This window comes from Kosakonia sp. WA-90, assembly GCF_039871955.1.
Classification (GTDB): domain Bacteria; phylum Pseudomonadota; class Gammaproteobacteria; order Enterobacterales; family Enterobacteriaceae; genus Kosakonia; species Kosakonia oryzendophytica.
In genome coordinates this window covers 492042-507299 of record NZ_JBDPLJ010000003.1, presented here as the reverse complement: position 1 = coordinate 507299, position 15258 = coordinate 492042, and the positions used below count along the sequence as shown (strand labels likewise).

The window sequence follows — 15258 nt, the reverse complement described above, 5'->3', positions numbered from 1 at the left end:
CACGACCGGTAACAACGGTACCACGACCGGAGATGGAGAATACGTCTTCGATCGGCAGCAGGAACGGCTTGTCAATCGCACGTTCTGGTTCCGGGATGTAAGAATCCAGGTAACCAGCCAGTTCGATGATTTTCGCTTCCCACTCTGCTTCGCCTTCCAGCGCTTTCAGTGCAGAACCACGAACGATCGGAGTGTCGTCGCCCGGGAAATCGTACTGAGACAGCAGTTCACGAACTTCCATCTCAACCAGTTCCAGCAGCTCTTCGTCATCAACCATGTCACATTTGTTCAGGAACACGATGATGTACGGAACGCCTACCTGACGACCCAGCAGGATGTGCTCACGAGTCTGCGGCATCGGGCCGTCAGTCGCAGCTACTACCAGGATCGCGCCGTCCATCTGAGCAGCACCGGTGATCATGTTTTTAACATAGTCGGCGTGGCCCGGGCAGTCTACGTGCGCGTAGTGGCGAGTCGGGGTGTCATATTCAACGTGAGAGGTGTTGATGGTGATACCACGAGCTTTTTCTTCCGGCGCGTTATCGATCTGATCGAATGCGCGAGCGTTACCACCGTAGGTTTTTGCCAGAACGGTAGTGATGGCAGCAGTCAGGGTAGTTTTACCATGGTCAACGTGGCCGATAGTGCCGACGTTGACGTGCGGTTTTGTACGTTCAAATTTTTCTTTAGACACGGCTTTATTCCTTACTATAGTGCTCTCCCCTTCTGGAGAGAGCACGGGACTTTGGTTTTAACCCTGAGGCTTATTTACCACGGGCTTCGATTACGGCCTGAGCAACGTTGTTCGGTGCATCATCATACTTCAGGAATTCCATAGTGTACGATGCACGACCTTTGGTCAGAGAACGCAGTTGAGTTGCGTATCCGAACATTTCAGACAGCGGCACTTCAGCGTGAATCTTAACGCCAGTGACTTCAGATTCCTGACCGCGCAGCATACCGCGACGACGGCTAAGGTCACCGATAACATCACCGGTGTTCTCTTCCGGAGTCTCTACTTCAACCTTCATGATCGGCTCAAGCAGAACTGGTTTCGCTTTCTTAAAGCCATCTTTAAAGGCAATAGACGCAGCCAGTTTAAACGCCAGTTCAGAGGAGTCAACGTCGTGGTAAGAACCGAAGTGCAGACGCACACCGAGGTCAACAACCGGGTAACCCGCCAGCGGGCCAGCTTTCAGCTGTTCCTGGATGCCTTTATCAACAGCCGGGATGTATTCACCAGGAATTACACCACCTTTAATGTCGTTGATGAACTCGTAACCTTTCGGGTTAGAGCCCGGCTCCAGCGGGTACATGTCGATAACAACATGACCATACTGACCGCGACCACCAGACTGTTTGGCGTGTTTACCTTCGATATCGGTAACTTTAGCGCGAATCGCTTCACGGTAAGCAACCTGAGGTTTACCGACGTTCGCTTCAACGTTGAATTCACGTTTCATACGGTCAACGATGATGTCGAGGTGCAGCTCACCCATACCGGCGATAATAGTCTGGTTAGATTCTTCGTCAGTCCATACACGGAATGACGGGTCTTCTTTCGCCAGACGGCCCAGAGCCAGACCCATTTTTTCCTGGTCAGCTTTGGTTTTCGGTTCTACCGCGATGGAGATTACCGGTTCCGGGAATTCCATACGTTCCAGAATGATCGGATGATCCGGATCACACAGGGTATCACCAGTAATAACGTCTTTCAGACCGATCGCAGCAGCGATGTCGCCCGCGCGAACTTCTTTGATCTCTTCACGTTTGTTGGCGTGCATCTGTACGATACGACCAAAACGCTCACGTGCAGCTTTCACAGAGTTCAGTACGGTATCACCGGAGTTAACTACGCCGGAATACACGCGGAAGAACGTCAGGTTACCAACGAACGGGTCGGTAGCGATTTTGAATGCCAGAGCAGAGAACGGCTCTTCATCGCTAGCGTGACGCTCAGCCGGGGTATCTTTACCGTCGTCCAGAACGCCGTTGATCGCAGGTACGTCAGTCGGGGATGGCAGGTAATCAATTACCGCATCCAGCATCGCCTGAACACCTTTGTTTTTGAACGCAGAACCACAGGTCACCAGGATGATTTCGTTGTTCAGAACGCGCTGACGCAGGGCAGATTTGATCTCTGCTTCAGTCAGTTCTTCACCACCCAGGTATTTTTCCATCAGCTCTTCGGAAGCTTCCGCAGCGGATTCGATCAGGTTCTGGTGCCATTCGTTAGCCAGATCCTGCATCTCAGCCGGGATATCTTCGTATTCGAAGGTTACGCCCTGGTCTGCTTCGTTCCAGTTGATGGCTTTCATTTTCACCAGGTCAACAACACCGGTGAAACCTTCTTCAGCACCAATAGCCAACTGCAGCGGAACCGGGTTCGCGCCCAGACGGGTTTTGATCTGACCAACAACTTTCAGGAAGTTAGCGCCCATACGGTCCATTTTGTTAACGAACGCGATGCGCGGAACTTTATATTTGTTAGCCTGACGCCATACGGTTTCAGACTGCGGCTGAACACCACCAACTGCGCAGTAAACCATTACCGCACCGTCAAGAACACGCATGGAACGTTCTACTTCGATGGTGAAGTCAACGTGCCCCGGGGTGTCGATGATGTTTACGCGATGCGGTTCATACTGCTTCGCCATACCAGACCAGAATGCAGTAGTTGCTGCGGAGGTAATGGTAATACCACGCTCCTGCTCCTGCTCCATCCAGTCCATGGTTGCGGCGCCGTCATGAACTTCACCGATTTTGTGGTTTACACCGGTGTAGAACAGAATACGTTCGGTAGTCGTGGTTTTACCGGCGTCGATGTGCGCACTGATACCAATGTTACGGTAGCGTGCGATGGGTGTTGTACGAGCCATTTGATTCCTCGTTTGTCTCTTTAGGCGCTCAGATTTAAGTTGCCAAACGGCGGGCGACTTACTGGAAGCGCCCGCCTGGTGACTAAAACTCCGAAGGGATTACCAACGGTAGTGTGCGAACGCCTTGTTGGCTTCGGCCATACGGTGAACGTCTTCACGTTTCTTAACTGCAGTACCTTTGTTGTCTGCAGCATCAGAAAGTTCGTTCGCCAGGCGCAGAGCCATGGATTTATCACCGCGTTTACGAGCAGCTTCAACGATCCAACGCATTGCCAGAGCATTGCGGCGAACCGGACGTACTTCAACCGGAACCTGATAAGTAGAACCACCAACGCGGCGAGACTTAACTTCGACAGTCGGGCGCACGTTTTCGAGAGCTACTTCGAAAGCTTCCAGTTCGTTTTTACCAGAACGCTGAGCCAGGGTCTCCAGCGCGCTGTATACGATTGATTCTGCAGTAGATTTTTTACCGTCTACCATCAGGATATTGACAAATTTAGCCAGCAGTTCTGATCCGAACTTCGGATCCGGCAGAATTTTACGCTGACCAATAACACGACGACGTGGCATGGAAATACTCCGTTGTTAATTCAGGATTGTCCAAAACTCTAAGAGTTTAGTTTGACATTAAGTTAAAACAGTTTGGCCTTACTTAACGGAGAACCATTAAGCCTTAGGACGTTTCACGCCGTATTTGGAGCGAGATTGCTTACGGTCTTTAACACCGGAGCAGTCGAGCGCGCCACGTACAGTGTGGTAACGAACACCCGGGAGGTCTTTTACACGACCGCCACGGATCAGGATCACGGAGTGCTCCTGCAGGTTGTGACCTTCACCACCGATGTAGGAAGTCACTTCGAAACCGTTAGTCAGACGAACACGGCATACTTTACGCAGCGCGGAGTTCGGTTTTTTCGGGGTGGTAGTATATACGCGAGTACATACGCCACGTTTTTGCGGGCATGCTTCCAGCGCCGGAACGTTGCTTTTTGCAACTTTACGTGCGCGTGGTTTGCGTACCAGCTGGTTAACTGTTGCCATTAAATAGCTCCTGGTTTTAGCTTTTGCTTCGTAAACACGTAATAAAACGACCTCATATAATATGAGGACGCAGAATTTTATGGCTGTGCTGAAAAGGTGTCAAGAAATATACAGCGATCACACATTACCAATGCATCTGAGTATCGTGTTTCACCGCCAGACTCACGAAATCAGTATAGCCAACCCTGACGACACTGCTCGAAATTTGACCAGAAAGACCACGCGCATCAACGTCTTCACTCAGCACGTGTAGCGATATGGGGGCATCGAGCAATATGTCAATGAAACGTCCGCCTTCCAGCGCTGCCGTTACGCCGTCAGACAACAGCAGTAAATCATCGCCCGGGCGCACTAACCGCAGCATAGCCGCCATATCGCACTGCCATGGGGATTGAGACAAAGTATGCAGCATAGGCGCCTCAAAAAGTCATAACAACGGAGTATTCATCAAGCCGCTCACGCAGCGCATCAGGTTCCAGACACCGGGCAGGCAAGACAAACTCTGCATCCTCGCGTAAACCACGCTCACGCAGTGAGGCAGCACATAGCCAGCACTGATCGATATCGTAGAGAGGAAGGACTTTAAATGTGGCGATGTAATCCCGCGCCAGGATGGCATCAGGTCGCTGATTCGCCAGAAGTTGAAAAACGCCGTCTCCCACGAAAAACACACCAATGTCATCGGTAAACGCGGAAGTCGCCAGCAACGCATCCAGACCTTCACGCCCGGAAGCGGAGCCGTGCGGTGCCGAGGTAAATACAAAGGCAATACGCGTCATCAGAACTGCACCACCCGATCGCAAGAGAGCGCGGCTTCCGCCAGCGCACCCAGCCCGGTCAGCGAAAAACCGGCCTGCAGGTTGGCAGCAGGAAGCCCCAACCGCTGCGCTTCCGCAGAATCAACCACACCGCGACGTAGCGCCGCAGCGACACAAATGTGCAATTCGACCTGCTGTTCATCGTGCAATTTTTGCCATGCACGCACCAGGTCAAACTCATCGCTGGCGGGCGCAGTCAACGCGTTCGCGTTGCTCACCCCTTCCTTGTAAAAAAAAACGCTGCCAAGCGTATGCCCTGCCGCCAACAGCGCAACGGCAAACTGATAGGCACTGCTGGCCTGTTGTGTGCCGTACGCCGGGCCGGTCACCATCAGGGCAAAACGCATTACCGTTCCTGCCCGGAAAAGTCGCCGCTTTTGAACTGGCGAATGTACAGATACACGGTGTGCTTGGAGATGTTCAGGCGGTCAGCCACCTGGTTAATGGCGTCTTTAATATCAAAGATGCCTTTCTCATAAAGATTCAGGACGATCTGCCGGTTCTTGGCGTTGTTGGAAACGTTACGATCGGCATTCACCTCTTCGATTGTGAACTCCAGCGTTTGTGTGACGAGGTCTTCCACCGAAGAGGCAAAGTTGACCGACGATCCCGCATCCGGAGTTTCTGGCGGAATAAAGGTGCTCATTATTTGCGAGAACGGCACATCAAGGTTCATATTAATACACAGCAGACCAATCACCCTCTGCTCGCGGTTACGGATGGCGATGGTTTCCGACTTCATCAGTACACCACTTTTCGCCCGTGTGAAGTAGCACTTGGACACGCTGCTGTCCGCGCCCGTCATATCATGCAGCATACGCAATGCAAGATCGGTAATGGGTGAGCCGATTTTACGCCCGGTGTGTTCGCCGTTGGCAATGCGAATAGCGGAACATTTCAGATCCTGCAGGGAGTGCAAAACAATTTCGCAATGGGAACCAATGAGCATCGCTAACCCGTCCACCACCGCTTCATAAGATTTGAGGATATCGAAGTCGGTTTGATCGAAAGGACGTTGATCCAGTAAATCAAGCTCACTGGTTTCGTTGGTTAATAGCGACCTGGACATGAAAAAAAACACTCCTTTTCAGGAGCCTGTCGTTATGTTTTCAGGGCAGGCTCAGTATTTATATGGGGATCTAAATTAATACATCGTAGGTTAAGCTTTCCAGAATTATATACACTTTATCCGTCAAGCTACCTGTTTGTTGGCTGCATCCTGAATGGGGGTCAAAAAAAACGCCGCCCGAAGGCGGCGCTTTGTTCGCGGTGTTACTTCTTACTTGCGTCTGCAGCTTTCGGGTCAGCGGCTTTATCGCCTGCGGCCGGTGCTGCTTCTGGTGCTGCGGCATCAGCTTTCGGTGCCGCTTTAATGTCCAGCAGTTCTACATCAAAGACCAGCGTAGAGTTAGCCGGGATCCCCGGAACGCCAGTTTTGCCATAGGCCAGAGCCGGCGGGATAACCAGTTTGATCTTGCCGCCTTTCTTGATGTTTTTCAGGCCTTCGGTCCAGCCCGGGATAACGCCATCCAGACGGAAGGAGAGCGGCTCACCACGGGTGTAGGAGTTATCGAACTCTTTACCGTCGATCAGCGTCCCTTTGTAGTTCACCACCACGGTATCGCTGTCTTTCGGCGCATCGCCAGTCCCGTCTTTCTCCACTTTGTACAGCAGACCGGTGTCAGACGTTTTCACACCTTTCTCTTTCGCAAAAGTGTCACGGAAGGCTTTGCCTTTGGCTTCGTTATCAGCCGCGTCTTTTTCCATGCGTTCCTGAGCGGCGCTCTTCACGCGAGTTTCAAACGCTTGCAGAGTCTGTTCGATTTCCTGGTCGCTCAGTTTGCTCTTGTCGGCAAACGCATCCTGAACGCCCGCGATCAGCTGAGCTTTATCCAGTTTGATACCGAGTTTTTCCTGCTCTTTCAGGGAGTTTTCCATGTAGCGGCCCAGTGACGCGCCGAGCGCATAGGCGGATTTCTGGTCGTCATTTTTAAATGCCGCTTTGCTGTCAGCTGCTGCTGCAGTCTCTTTCTTTGCGGCATCCGCAGCGAAAGAAATCGGTGCATGAAGGGCTACGGCCATGGTGGTCGCCAGCAGCGTGACTTTAAACAGTGATTTCATCCATTTCTCCAGGGGCCGGGGCATCTCGCCCCAGGGTTAAACATAAGAAAGTAAGGAACGTACTATAAAGCGTTGCGCGGGAAATCAACATAAGGACACCCACCGAATTCACCTGTTTTCTGACTATTTTTGTTTAAATAAGTTTCTGCTTTTCTGCGCTGATGCTGTATCGCACGGCAAAGTTAAGTAAAATCCGCCCGTTTAATGAAAACCAGGTCAGACGCAACCCAGAGGTGAAGAATGCAAGAGTTAACGATAGAAGCCCGGCTGGCGGAACTGGAAAGCCGGTTGGCCTTTCAGGAGATGACCATTGAAGAGCTGAACCAGACGGTCATCGCGCATGAACTGGAAATGGCGAAGCTGCGCGAGCACCTCCGTTTGATGGCTGAAAAGCTCAAAGCCAGCCAGCCTTCCCATATGGCCTCACCGTCAGAAGAGACGCCACCGCCCCATTACTGAGGCGTAAAAAAAGCGGGTTTCCCCCGCTTTTTTATTACGCAATCAACGCACCGACAGTGCGAACGACGGCGCGTATTAGTGGCAACCGCAACCGCCGTGACCGCCGCAACCACCTTTACCGTGGTCATGATCGTGATCGTGGCCATGACCACCGCAGCAACCATCGTGACCGTGGTCGTGGTCATGATCGTGACCGTGCGCACCGTGAACGTGGCCATGAGCCAGTTCTTCTTCAGTGGCTTCGCGGATAGCAACAACTTCCACATTGAACTTCAGGTTCTGGCCCGCCAGCATGTGGTTGCCGTCAACCACAACGTGGTCGTCTTCCACTTCGGTAATTTCTACCGGCACCGGGCCCTGGTCGGTTTCAGCCAGGAAACGCATACCTACCTGCAGCTCGTCAACGCCCATAAAGACGTCTTTCGGCACACGCTGCACCAGGTTTTCGTCGTACTGACCGTAAGCGTCGTTCGCGCCAACAGCCACATCGAATTTGTCGCCGACTGCGTGACCGTCCAGCGCGTTTTCCAGACCAGAGATCAGGGAACCGTGACCGTGCAGGTAGTCCAGCGGCGCACTCACCGGAGACTCATCAACCAATACACCGTCTTCTGTACGTACCTGATAGGCCAGGCTGACCACCAGGTCTTTTGCTACTTTCATGATATCTCCTGAGCGTTGGAAAATTACTGGCGCAGATTGTAGCGGAATTCTGCACCCGTGTACCCTTTAGCTTAAAAAAACCTGCCTGATATCGCTAGTCCGGATGAAAAATCCCGATCACTTGCTCATCTTTGCGTACATGCTCCTTAACGTCCTTGTCGGCTTCACGCATCTGGTGCCCGCACTTAACGCATTCAACAATATCGACATTATTTTCACGCCACATCGCCATCGAATCCTTCGCCTGGCACGCCGGGCAGACAGCGCCGGCAATAAAACGTTTACGAACAGCCATTCGAATTCCCCTTATTCAAACTCGTCCCAGCCATCCAACTGGCGACGCTCTTGCTGCATTTCACGCTGAAAAATCTCTTCCAGCTCGCGCCGCGCTTCGCGTACGCGGGAAATCTGTACCGTATCGGTATGTACCGGCATCAATTCACGCAGCATGCGCATATCCAGCCGCTTAAAATGGAGCTGTGCGCGTTGGGCCTGATGCGGATGCATCCCCAGCGAGATAAGCGACTTACGCCCCAACTCCAGCGCACTGGAAAAGGTCTCGCGGGAAAACTGCGTCACCCCGGCCTGTAACAACTCATGGGCTTCCACACGCCCTCTCGCTCGCGCCAGAATGGTCAGGTGCGGGAAATGCTGCTGGCATATTTCCACCAGCTTCATGGTATCCAACGGGTCGTTACAGGTAATCACGATGGATTTCGCCGCCTCCGCCCCCGCTGAGCGCAACAATTCCACTTGCGTCGCATCGCCGTAATAGACCTTATAACCGTATTTTCGCATCAAGTTAACGGCACTGATATCCCGCTCCAGCACGGTAATACGCATTTTATTGGCCATTAACAGGCGACCAATCACCTGACCAAAACGCCCGAAGCCCACCACGATGACCTGCGGTTTATCGTCTTCCACCCACGGTGCTTCGTCTTCATCTTCCGGGGTGTTAAAACGCCGGGAGAGGACGTTATCAATGCCGCGCATCAATAAGGGTGTGGTCATCATCGACAGGGTGACGGTCACCAGCAATAGCGCCATCTGGTCATGCTGAAACAGATGCTGGGAAGAAGCGGACGAGAAAAGCACAAACGCAAATTCTCCCCCCTGGCTGAGCACACCCGCAAACTGCATCCGCTCTGAGCTACGCAGGCCATACAGGCGCGCCAGCCCGTACAACACCAGTGTTTTCACCGCCACCAGCACCGCCACGCTCAACACAACCCACAACAGGTGGGTATAGAGCACGCCCAGATTCAGCGCCATGCCAACAGAAATAAAGAACAGCCCCAGCAACAGACCTTTAAACGGCTCAATGGCAATTTCCAGCTCGTGCCGGTATTCACTTTCAGCCAGTAAAACCCCGGCGATAAACGTACCGAGCGCCATCGACAACCCCAGCGCATCCATAAACAGCGCTGAGCCAAGCACCAGCAGCAGTGTCGCAGCGGTAAAAACTTCCCGTACGCCAGAACCGGCAATAAAACGGAACACTGGTCGCAACAGATAACGGCCGCCAATCAACATGCCCGCGAAAGCCAGCACCTTCAGGCCAACCTTCATCCAGTCGAGATGCTCATCCCCATTCCCCGCCAGCAGTGGCACCAGAGCCAACGCGGGGATCACGGCCAGATCCTGAAACAGCAGCACCGAAAAACCCAGTTGCCCGGACTCGCTGCGGTTCATCCCCTTATCGCGCATCAGTTGCAGCGCCATCGCGGTAGATGACATTGCCAGCCCAATACCGCCAATTACCGCGGCCTGCCAGGAAAAGTGCGTCAACATGAGCAGACCAGCAAGCAGCGCGGCGCTAAGCATTACCTGCGCCGCCCCCACGCCAAAGATTGACCGCCGCAGTTCCCACAGCTTTGCCGGGTTCAGCTCCAGCCCAATAATGAACATCAGGAACACCACGCCCAGCTCGGAAAAATGCAGGATTTCATCCACATCGCTGATGAACCCCAATCCCCATGGGCCAATAGCGATTCCCGCCAGCAAATACCCAAGCACCGCCCCAATACCCAGACGGGAGGCTAACGGTACGGCGACCACTGCCGCAAACAGAAACAACACCCCTGCCAGTAACAGATCGGAGCCTTCCATTAACGGCCTCCATCCGGCAAGGGCGAAGCCAGCCATTCAGCGTAAGCTTTAGCGTGATTCGCCAATTCCTGCGGGGCCTGCCTGCGCGCCCAGTAGATAATGATCGGGCTAAGCCAGTGCATGCGACACATGGCGGCGGTGAGTTCGAAGGGGCGCAAAATATCGCTCATCGGATAACGGTTAAGACCATCGTGACGATAGGCCGTCTCCGGTTCACCGGTGGTGATTACGCTACGCCAGTACTTTCCCGCCAGTTGATTTCCGCCGGTACCGCTGGCAAACCCACGGCTCAAAACGCGGTCCAGCCACTCTTTGAGCAGCGCCGGGCAACTGTAGGTATAAAGCGGGTGTTGGAATACGATAACGTCATGCTCACGCAGTAACGCCTGTTCATAAGGGATATCAATAAAAAAATCGGGATAACGGGCATACAAATCATGCACCGTCACGTTTTGCATCTGCATTGCCGGTTTAAGCAAAACCCGGTTCGCCACCGAGTCCTGAGATTCCGGATGGGCATACAGCAGCAACACTTTCGCTGTCTGTGACATCTATTCCCCTCCCGGGTGTCGTACCTGTTACGCTTCCGGCTGGCTGCCCGCGGGCGCTGCCAGAATGATTTTGTCTATCATCTTCATTTTGGGCTACCATTGCGGCCCCGGTACGGCATTTGGCCGTAACCTTACATTATCATAATGACAAATTAACATAGTCTGAACATACGGCGCCTTATGATTGTTTTCTCCTCGTTACAAATTCGTCGCGGTGTGCGCGTCCTGCTGGACAACGCCACGGCCACCATCAATCCAGGCCAGAAAGTCGGTCTGGTGGGTAAAAATGGCTGCGGTAAATCCACGCTGCTGTCGCTGTTGAAAAACGAGATTGGTGCCGACGGCGGCAACGTGACCTTTCCGGGAAACTGGCAACTGGCGTGGGTAAACCAGGAAACACCCGCACTCAACGAAGCGGCTATCGATTATGTGATAGACGGCGATCGGGAATACCGCCAGCTTGAAGCGCAGCTCAACGCCGCCAATGAGCGCAACGACGGTCATGCCATCGCCCTTGTGCACGGCAAACTGGATGCGATTGATGCATGGACCATCCGTGCCCGCGCCTCCAGTCTGTTACATGGTCTGGGTTTCTCCAACGAACAGCTTGAACGCCCGGTCAGCGACTTCTCTGGTGGCTGGCGCATGCGCTTGAACCTCGCACAGGCGCTGATTTGCCGTTCCGATCTTTTGCTACTCGACGAACCGACCAACCACCTGGATCTCGACGCGGTGATCTGGCTGGAAAAGTGGCTGAAAAGCTACCAGGGAACGCTGATCCTGATTTCCCACGACCGTGACTTCCTCGACCCGGTCGTGGACAAGATTCTGCATATCGAGCAGCAAAGCCTGTTCGAATATACCGGCAACTACAGCTCATTCGAACGCCAGCGCGCTACGCGTCTGGCTCAGCAGCAGGCCACTTACGAGAGCCAGCAGCAACGTGTTGCCCATCTGCAAAGCTTTATTGACCGTTTTAAAGCCAAAGCCAGCAAAGCGAAACAGGCGCAAAGTCGCATCAAAATGCTAGAACGCATGGAGTTGATTGCACCGGCGCACGTGGACAATCCGTTCCATTTCAGCTTCCGCGCGCCGGAAAGCCTGCCCAATCCCTTACTGAAGATGGAAAAAGTCAGCGCAGGGTATGGCGATCGCACCATCCTTAATGCCATCAAAATCAACCTGGTGCCGGGCTCCCGTATTGGTCTGCTGGGCCGTAACGGTGCCGGTAAATCCACTTTCATTAAACTGCTGGCCGGGGAACTGGCGGCGCAGAGTGGTGAAATCGGCCTCGCGAAGGGCATTAAGCTGGGTTATTTCGCTCAGCACCAACTGGAATTCTTACGCGCCGACGAATCCCCCTTACAGCATCTTGCCCGCCTCGCCCCACAGGAGCTGGAGCAAAAACTGCGCGATTATCTTGGCGGTTTCGGTTTCCAGGGCGACAAAGTCACGGAAATAACTGAACGTTTCTCCGGCGGCGAAAAAGCGCGTCTGGTGCTAGCGCTGATCGTCTGGCAGCGTCCGAACCTGTTGTTGCTCGACGAACCGACTAACCACCTTGACCTGGACATGCGCCAGGCGCTGACCGAAGCGCTGATTGAATTTGAAGGCGCGCTGGTTGTCGTGTCGCACGATCGCCACCTTATCCGTTCCACCACGGATGATCTCTATCTGGTGCACGACGGCAAAGTCGAGCCATTCGAAGGGGATCTGGAAGATTATCAGCAGTGGCTGAGTGATGTCCAAAAGCAGGAGAGTCAGCCTGTAGATGCCGTGGCTAAAGAGAGTGGCAACAGCGCGCAGGCGCGTAAAGATCAAAAACGCCGTGAAGCAGAGCTGCGCACGCAAACGCAGCCGCTACGTAAAGAGATCGCCCGTCTGGAAAAAGAGATGGAAAAGCTGAACGCACAACTGGCGCAGGCAGAGGAGAAGCTGGGTGACAGCGGGTTGTACGATCAGAGCCGCAAAGCGGAGCTGACCGACTGCCTGCAACAGCAGGCCGCAGCGAAATCCGGACTGGAAGAGTGTGAAATGGCATGGCTGGATGCACACGAGCAGTTGGAAGCGATGCTGCAAGGGGACTAACGCGCCCGTCAGGCGGCGAGAGGGTTTATGAATCTGGACATCACCAACGATATTACGTTTCGCAAGCTGGGTATTTTCATGGCCTTTATGGACAAAGGAAATATCGCCCGCGCCGCCGAAGCCCTGAATCTTAGTGGTGTCAGCGTGCACCGTGCGCTGCATACGCTGGAAGAGAGTGTCCGCTGCCCGCTGTTTGTCCATAAAGGGCGTAACCTGATCCCCCTTCCTGCCGCCTGGACCCTGCTGGAGTATTGCCAGGAAGTGACGCAACTGATGGAGCGCGGTCTGGACGAAGCGCGCAAAACCGCCGGCGTCGGCCAGGGCAGATTACGCGTTGGCACCCTCTACTCGCTGACGCTGGAAACTGTACCGCGACTGATTATGGGCATGAAGTTGCGCCGCCCCGAGCTGGAAATGGATTTAACCATGGGCTCGAACGACACCCTTCTGCACATGCTCGCAGAGGGGACGCTGGATGCGATTCTGATCTCCATTTCCGAAAGCGAGATCGACCGCAGCACGCTTGAAGTGCTCCCGCTGTTTCATGACGATATCTTCCTTGCCGCTCCGGCCAGCGCCACGCTGAAAACCGATACCCTCGCTGATCTGCGGGATTACCGGACACAGAAATTTGTCTCGCTGGCAGAAGGTTTCGCCACCTATGCCGGATTTCAGGAAGCGTTTCATATCGCCGGGTTTGAACCGGAAATTGTTACCCGTGTTAATGACATTTTCTCGATGCTCAGCCTGGTGCAGGCGGGCGTGGGCTTTTCGCTGATGCCGGGAAGAATGAAAAAGGTCTATGAAAGTTCGGTACAGCTACTGCGTCTGGCGGAGCCCTATCAAATGCAGCAGTTAATCGCCATTGTCTTCGCTCGCAACCGCGAGCACGATCCCAACCTGCTGGCGCTCGCCGCCGAAGGCCGGATGTACGCCCGCAGTTTACAGGATAACGCCTGATTTTTTGCCCACAAAGACGCCTCGCGTCACCATTCAACAGAAGGCAAAACCCTTACTCTCTGAGTCGCTTCGCCAGATGCAACACCACATCCACACCGCTTCGCTCCAGCGAAAGGCTTTCGCCATTCCACGCCGCCTGTCGGGTCAGACAGGTCAAAATACCGCCCGGCGGCATTTCGATAGCCAGTCTGGCGTCCCGTTCGTTCGCGGCGATCACCGCTTCCTGCCAGCGCACGGTGCGCGCCATATTCCACGCCAGATCGTCGGCAATCTTCTCCGGCTGCCATAGCACGCGCCCGGTACTGCCGCTTAAATAGGCGCATTGTGGCCGGGACAACGTGACGTCAGCAAAAGCCTGCGCCAGTTTTTTTGCTGGCGCATCCAGCAATGCACAATGAGAGGGTACGCTAACCGCCAGCCGTTGCGCTTTGCTGGCCCCTTTAGCCAGCGCACGCTGTGCCACCTGCGCCATCGCCTCATCGCTCCCGGCAATGACAATTTGTGTTTCGGCATTGAGATTCGCGATATACGCCCCGCTGCCTTCCACCAGTGTTTCCACCTGAGGAAGCGTCAGTCCCATAATGGCCGTCAACCCGTATCCATGCGGATAGGCCTGCTCCATCAAATCACCGCGCAGCGCCACCAGTTGCAACGCATCGCGAAAATCGAGTGCGCCAGCAATCACCGCCGCCGGGTAAGCACCAATCGACAACCCGCTGGTGATATCCGCCTGCACGCCGCGACGCTGTAACTCCCGCGCCCAGGCGACTCCGGCAATCAGCAGCGCCAGTTGTACTGCACGCGTATGTTTTAATGCTTCCGGCGTATCCAGGGTATCAACTTCTGCCCCGAGCACCGCGCGCGCTTCGTTGATTTCGTTTCCCGGAAGCGCCTGTAACATACCGGGACGCTGTGTCCCCTGCCCCGGGAACGTGAACAGAATTTTCATTACTCCTCCCTGCGCCAGGGGTCGCTCATCAGACACGGCCCGTGGTTCGTTTTCAGCATCACCCGACCATCGCGCAGCCACTCCGCCAGCGCAAAACCGCCATAGGGTGTCTCCACTTGCGTATCTGCCCGACACAGCCCACCGCTGATTTGCTGCTGCCAGCGTTGCAGCTCAGCCTGAGCAAGCGGCTGCGGCGCGCGGATCAACAGGTCGAGATCGCTGGTCGCGTGAATCACCGGAATCCCGGTCGCCAGCGCATAGGCGGTACTGCCAGTAACACCCCATGGCCAGGGCCAGTTTTGCTGCGCCAGTTGCAGCGCCAACTGTACTGGCGGCTGAGAGATAAACGGCGAACGCAGCAGTGCCTGCGGCGCGATAAGCTGTTCGGGTGAGACCACACGGTTAACCTGTTCCGGCCTCACCCATCCCGCCGCGCGCTGATCGCGGCGCAGACCGCGCACACCTACGGGAATTCGTCCACTCACATCAACATCACGCCGCACAACAACCGGTAACCCGATGTGCCAGATCTCAGCGACCCAGGGTTCGCTTACCTCTTCCAGCGCGTCACGCACAGAAAGCCAAAGCAGGTCGTGTGGGCGTAATGAGGTGGTCAT

The 15258-nt window shown here is 54.4% G+C and carries 18 protein-coding genes; 3 read left to right on the top strand and 15 right to left on the bottom strand.

The genetic code is table 11. From position 1 onward, the window contains the following. The 9 genes from ABGA49_RS08875 to fkpA form a co-directional block, all read right to left on the bottom strand. Positions 1 to 694, bottom strand: a 694-nt coding sequence (locus tag ABGA49_RS08875) for an elongation factor Tu (protein ID WP_347665445.1), incomplete at its 3' end; no start/stop codon positions are given. A 70-nt stretch (positions 695 to 764) separates the two neighbouring features. Next, positions 765 to 2879, bottom strand: a complete 2115-nt coding sequence (gene fusA / locus ABGA49_RS08870; RefSeq protein WP_061492921.1) for an elongation factor G — start codon at positions 2877 to 2879, stop codon at positions 765 to 767. A gap of 99 nt (positions 2880 to 2978) precedes the next feature. After that, on the bottom strand, positions 2979 to 3449 hold the full coding sequence (gene rpsG / locus ABGA49_RS08865; protein WP_035894363.1) for a 30S ribosomal protein S7: 471 nt from the start codon (positions 3447 to 3449) through the stop codon (positions 2979 to 2981). Positions 3450 to 3545: 96 nt separating this feature from the next. Then, positions 3546 to 3920 carry a 30S ribosomal protein S12 gene (gene rpsL, locus ABGA49_RS08860; RefSeq protein ID WP_003023654.1) on the bottom strand — a complete coding sequence of 125 codons (375 nt, stop codon included), beginning with the start codon at positions 3918 to 3920 and terminating at the stop codon, positions 3546 to 3548. A gap of 124 nt (positions 3921 to 4044) precedes the next feature. After that, on the bottom strand, positions 4045 to 4332 hold the full coding sequence (gene tusB / locus ABGA49_RS08855; protein ID WP_347665444.1) for a sulfurtransferase complex subunit TusB: 288 nt from the start codon (positions 4330 to 4332) through the stop codon (positions 4045 to 4047). Positions 4333 to 4339: 7 nt separating this feature from the next. Beyond that, positions 4340 to 4699 (bottom strand): sulfurtransferase complex subunit TusC, encoded by a 360-nt coding sequence (gene tusC / locus ABGA49_RS08850; protein WP_088236846.1) that lies wholly within the window; start codon positions 4697 to 4699, stop codon positions 4340 to 4342. Continuing rightward, complete coding sequence (gene tusD, locus ABGA49_RS08845; protein ID WP_061492918.1) at positions 4699 to 5085, bottom strand: sulfurtransferase complex subunit TusD; 387 nt, start codon at positions 5083 to 5085, stop codon at positions 4699 to 4701. The genes tusC and tusD overlap by 1 nt, the downstream gene beginning before the upstream one ends. Then, positions 5085 to 5807 (bottom strand): transcriptional regulator, encoded by a 723-nt coding sequence (locus ABGA49_RS08840; RefSeq protein WP_061492917.1) that lies wholly within the window; start codon positions 5805 to 5807, stop codon positions 5085 to 5087. Before ABGA49_RS08840 ends, tusD begins: the two co-directional genes overlap by 1 nt. A 203-nt stretch (positions 5808 to 6010) precedes the next feature. Next, positions 6011 to 6859: an FKBP-type peptidyl-prolyl cis-trans isomerase gene (gene fkpA / locus ABGA49_RS08835; protein ID WP_061492916.1), complete on the bottom strand. Its 849-nt coding sequence runs from the start codon at positions 6857 to 6859 to the stop codon at positions 6011 to 6013. Positions 6860 to 7099: 240 nt separating this feature from the next. On the opposite strand from fkpA, the gene ABGA49_RS08830 reads away from it, so the two are divergent. Then, positions 7100 to 7318, top strand: a complete 219-nt coding sequence (locus ABGA49_RS08830; RefSeq protein WP_061492915.1) for a protein SlyX — start codon at positions 7100 to 7102, stop codon at positions 7316 to 7318. A gap of 75 nt (positions 7319 to 7393) precedes the next feature. Here ABGA49_RS08830 and slyD read toward each other — a convergent pair whose 3' ends face one another. The 4 genes from slyD to kefG form a co-directional block, all read right to left on the bottom strand. After that, on the bottom strand, positions 7394 to 7981 hold the full coding sequence (slyD, locus tag ABGA49_RS08825; protein ID WP_061492914.1) for a peptidylprolyl isomerase: 588 nt from the start codon (positions 7979 to 7981) through the stop codon (positions 7394 to 7396). Between the two features lie 94 nt (positions 7982 to 8075). Continuing rightward, positions 8076 to 8276 (bottom strand): YheV family putative zinc ribbon protein, encoded by a 201-nt coding sequence (locus ABGA49_RS08820; RefSeq protein ID WP_061492913.1) that lies wholly within the window; start codon positions 8274 to 8276, stop codon positions 8076 to 8078. Between the two features lie 11 nt (positions 8277 to 8287). Next, the gene (gene kefB / locus ABGA49_RS08815; protein ID WP_061492912.1) at positions 8288 to 10093 is read right to left on the bottom strand and encodes a glutathione-regulated potassium-efflux system protein KefB; all 1806 of its coding nucleotides are present in this window, start codon (positions 10091 to 10093) and stop codon (positions 8288 to 8290) included. Beyond that, on the bottom strand, positions 10093 to 10644 hold the full coding sequence (kefG, locus tag ABGA49_RS08810) for a glutathione-regulated potassium-efflux system ancillary protein KefG (RefSeq protein ID WP_061492911.1): 552 nt from the start codon (positions 10642 to 10644) through the stop codon (positions 10093 to 10095). Before kefG ends, kefB begins: the two co-directional genes overlap by 1 nt. A 180-nt stretch (positions 10645 to 10824) precedes the next feature. Here kefG and ABGA49_RS08805 point away from each other — a divergent pair, with 180 nt between their 5' ends. Both ABGA49_RS08805 and ABGA49_RS08800 read left to right on the top strand, forming a co-directional pair. Beyond that, positions 10825 to 12732 carry an ABC transporter ATP-binding protein gene (locus ABGA49_RS08805; RefSeq protein WP_061492910.1) on the top strand — a complete coding sequence of 636 codons (1908 nt, stop codon included), beginning with the start codon at positions 10825 to 10827 and terminating at the stop codon, positions 12730 to 12732. Positions 12733 to 12759: 27 nt separating this feature from the next. After that, positions 12760 to 13692, top strand: coding sequence for a LysR family transcriptional regulator (locus tag ABGA49_RS08800; RefSeq protein ID WP_061492909.1), 933 nt, complete (start codon positions 12760 to 12762; stop codon positions 13690 to 13692). 52 nt (positions 13693 to 13744) lie between these two features. On the opposite strand, the gene mdcH is transcribed toward ABGA49_RS08800, so the two are convergent. Next, positions 13745 to 14641, bottom strand: a complete 897-nt coding sequence (gene mdcH / locus ABGA49_RS08795; protein ID WP_134319020.1) for a malonate decarboxylase subunit epsilon — start codon at positions 14639 to 14641, stop codon at positions 13745 to 13747. After that, a complete protein-coding gene (locus ABGA49_RS08790; protein WP_347665443.1) occupies positions 14641 to 15258 on the bottom strand; it encodes a malonate decarboxylase holo-ACP synthase in 618 nt (205 codons plus the stop codon). Before ABGA49_RS08790 ends, mdcH begins: the two co-directional genes overlap by 1 nt.

Bases quoted from the DNA above. Each gene is read 5' to 3' on its own strand.
- fusA (WP_061492921.1), bottom strand. From the start codon at position 2,879: ATGGCTCGTACAACACCCATCGCACGCTACCGTAACATTGGTATCAGT.
- rpsG (WP_035894363.1), bottom strand. From the start codon at position 3,449: ATGCCACGTCGTCGTGTTATTGGTCAGCGTAAAATTCTGCCGGATCCG.
- rpsL (WP_003023654.1), bottom strand. From the start codon at position 3,920: ATGGCAACAGTTAACCAGCTGGTACGCAAACCACGCGCACGTAAAGTT.
- tusB (WP_347665444.1), bottom strand. From the start codon at position 4,332: ATGCTGCATACTTTGTCTCAATCCCCATGGCAGTGCGATATGGCGGCT.
- tusC (WP_088236846.1), bottom strand. From the start codon at position 4,699: ATGACGCGTATTGCCTTTGTATTTACCTCGGCACCGCACGGCTCCGCT.
- tusD (WP_061492918.1), bottom strand. From the start codon at position 5,085: ATGCGTTTTGCCCTGATGGTGACCGGCCCGGCGTACGGCACACAACAG.
- ABGA49_RS08840 (WP_061492917.1), bottom strand. From the start codon at position 5,807: ATGTCCAGGTCGCTATTAACCAACGAAACCAGTGAGCTTGATTTACTG.
- fkpA (WP_061492916.1), bottom strand. From the start codon at position 6,859: ATGAAATCACTGTTTAAAGTCACGCTGCTGGCGACCACCATGGCCGTA.
- ABGA49_RS08830 (WP_061492915.1), top strand. From the start codon at position 7,100: ATGCAAGAGTTAACGATAGAAGCCCGGCTGGCGGAACTGGAAAGCCGG.
- slyD (WP_061492914.1), bottom strand. From the start codon at position 7,981: ATGAAAGTAGCAAAAGACCTGGTGGTCAGCCTGGCCTATCAGGTACGT.
- ABGA49_RS08820 (WP_061492913.1), bottom strand. From the start codon at position 8,276: ATGGCTGTTCGTAAACGTTTTATTGCCGGCGCTGTCTGCCCGGCGTGC.
- kefB (WP_061492912.1), bottom strand. From the start codon at position 10,093: ATGGAAGGCTCCGATCTGTTACTGGCAGGGGTGTTGTTTCTGTTTGCG.
- kefG (WP_061492911.1), bottom strand. From the start codon at position 10,644: ATGTCACAGACAGCGAAAGTGTTGCTGCTGTATGCCCATCCGGAATCT.
- ABGA49_RS08805 (WP_061492910.1), top strand. From the start codon at position 10,825: ATGATTGTTTTCTCCTCGTTACAAATTCGTCGCGGTGTGCGCGTCCTG.
- ABGA49_RS08800 (WP_061492909.1), top strand. From the start codon at position 12,760: ATGAATCTGGACATCACCAACGATATTACGTTTCGCAAGCTGGGTATT.
- mdcH (WP_134319020.1), bottom strand. From the start codon at position 14,641: ATGAAAATTCTGTTCACGTTCCCGGGGCAGGGGACACAGCGTCCCGGT.
- ABGA49_RS08790 (WP_347665443.1), bottom strand. From the start codon at position 15,258: ATGACCACCTCATTACGCCCACACGACCTGCTTTGGCTTTCTGTGCGT.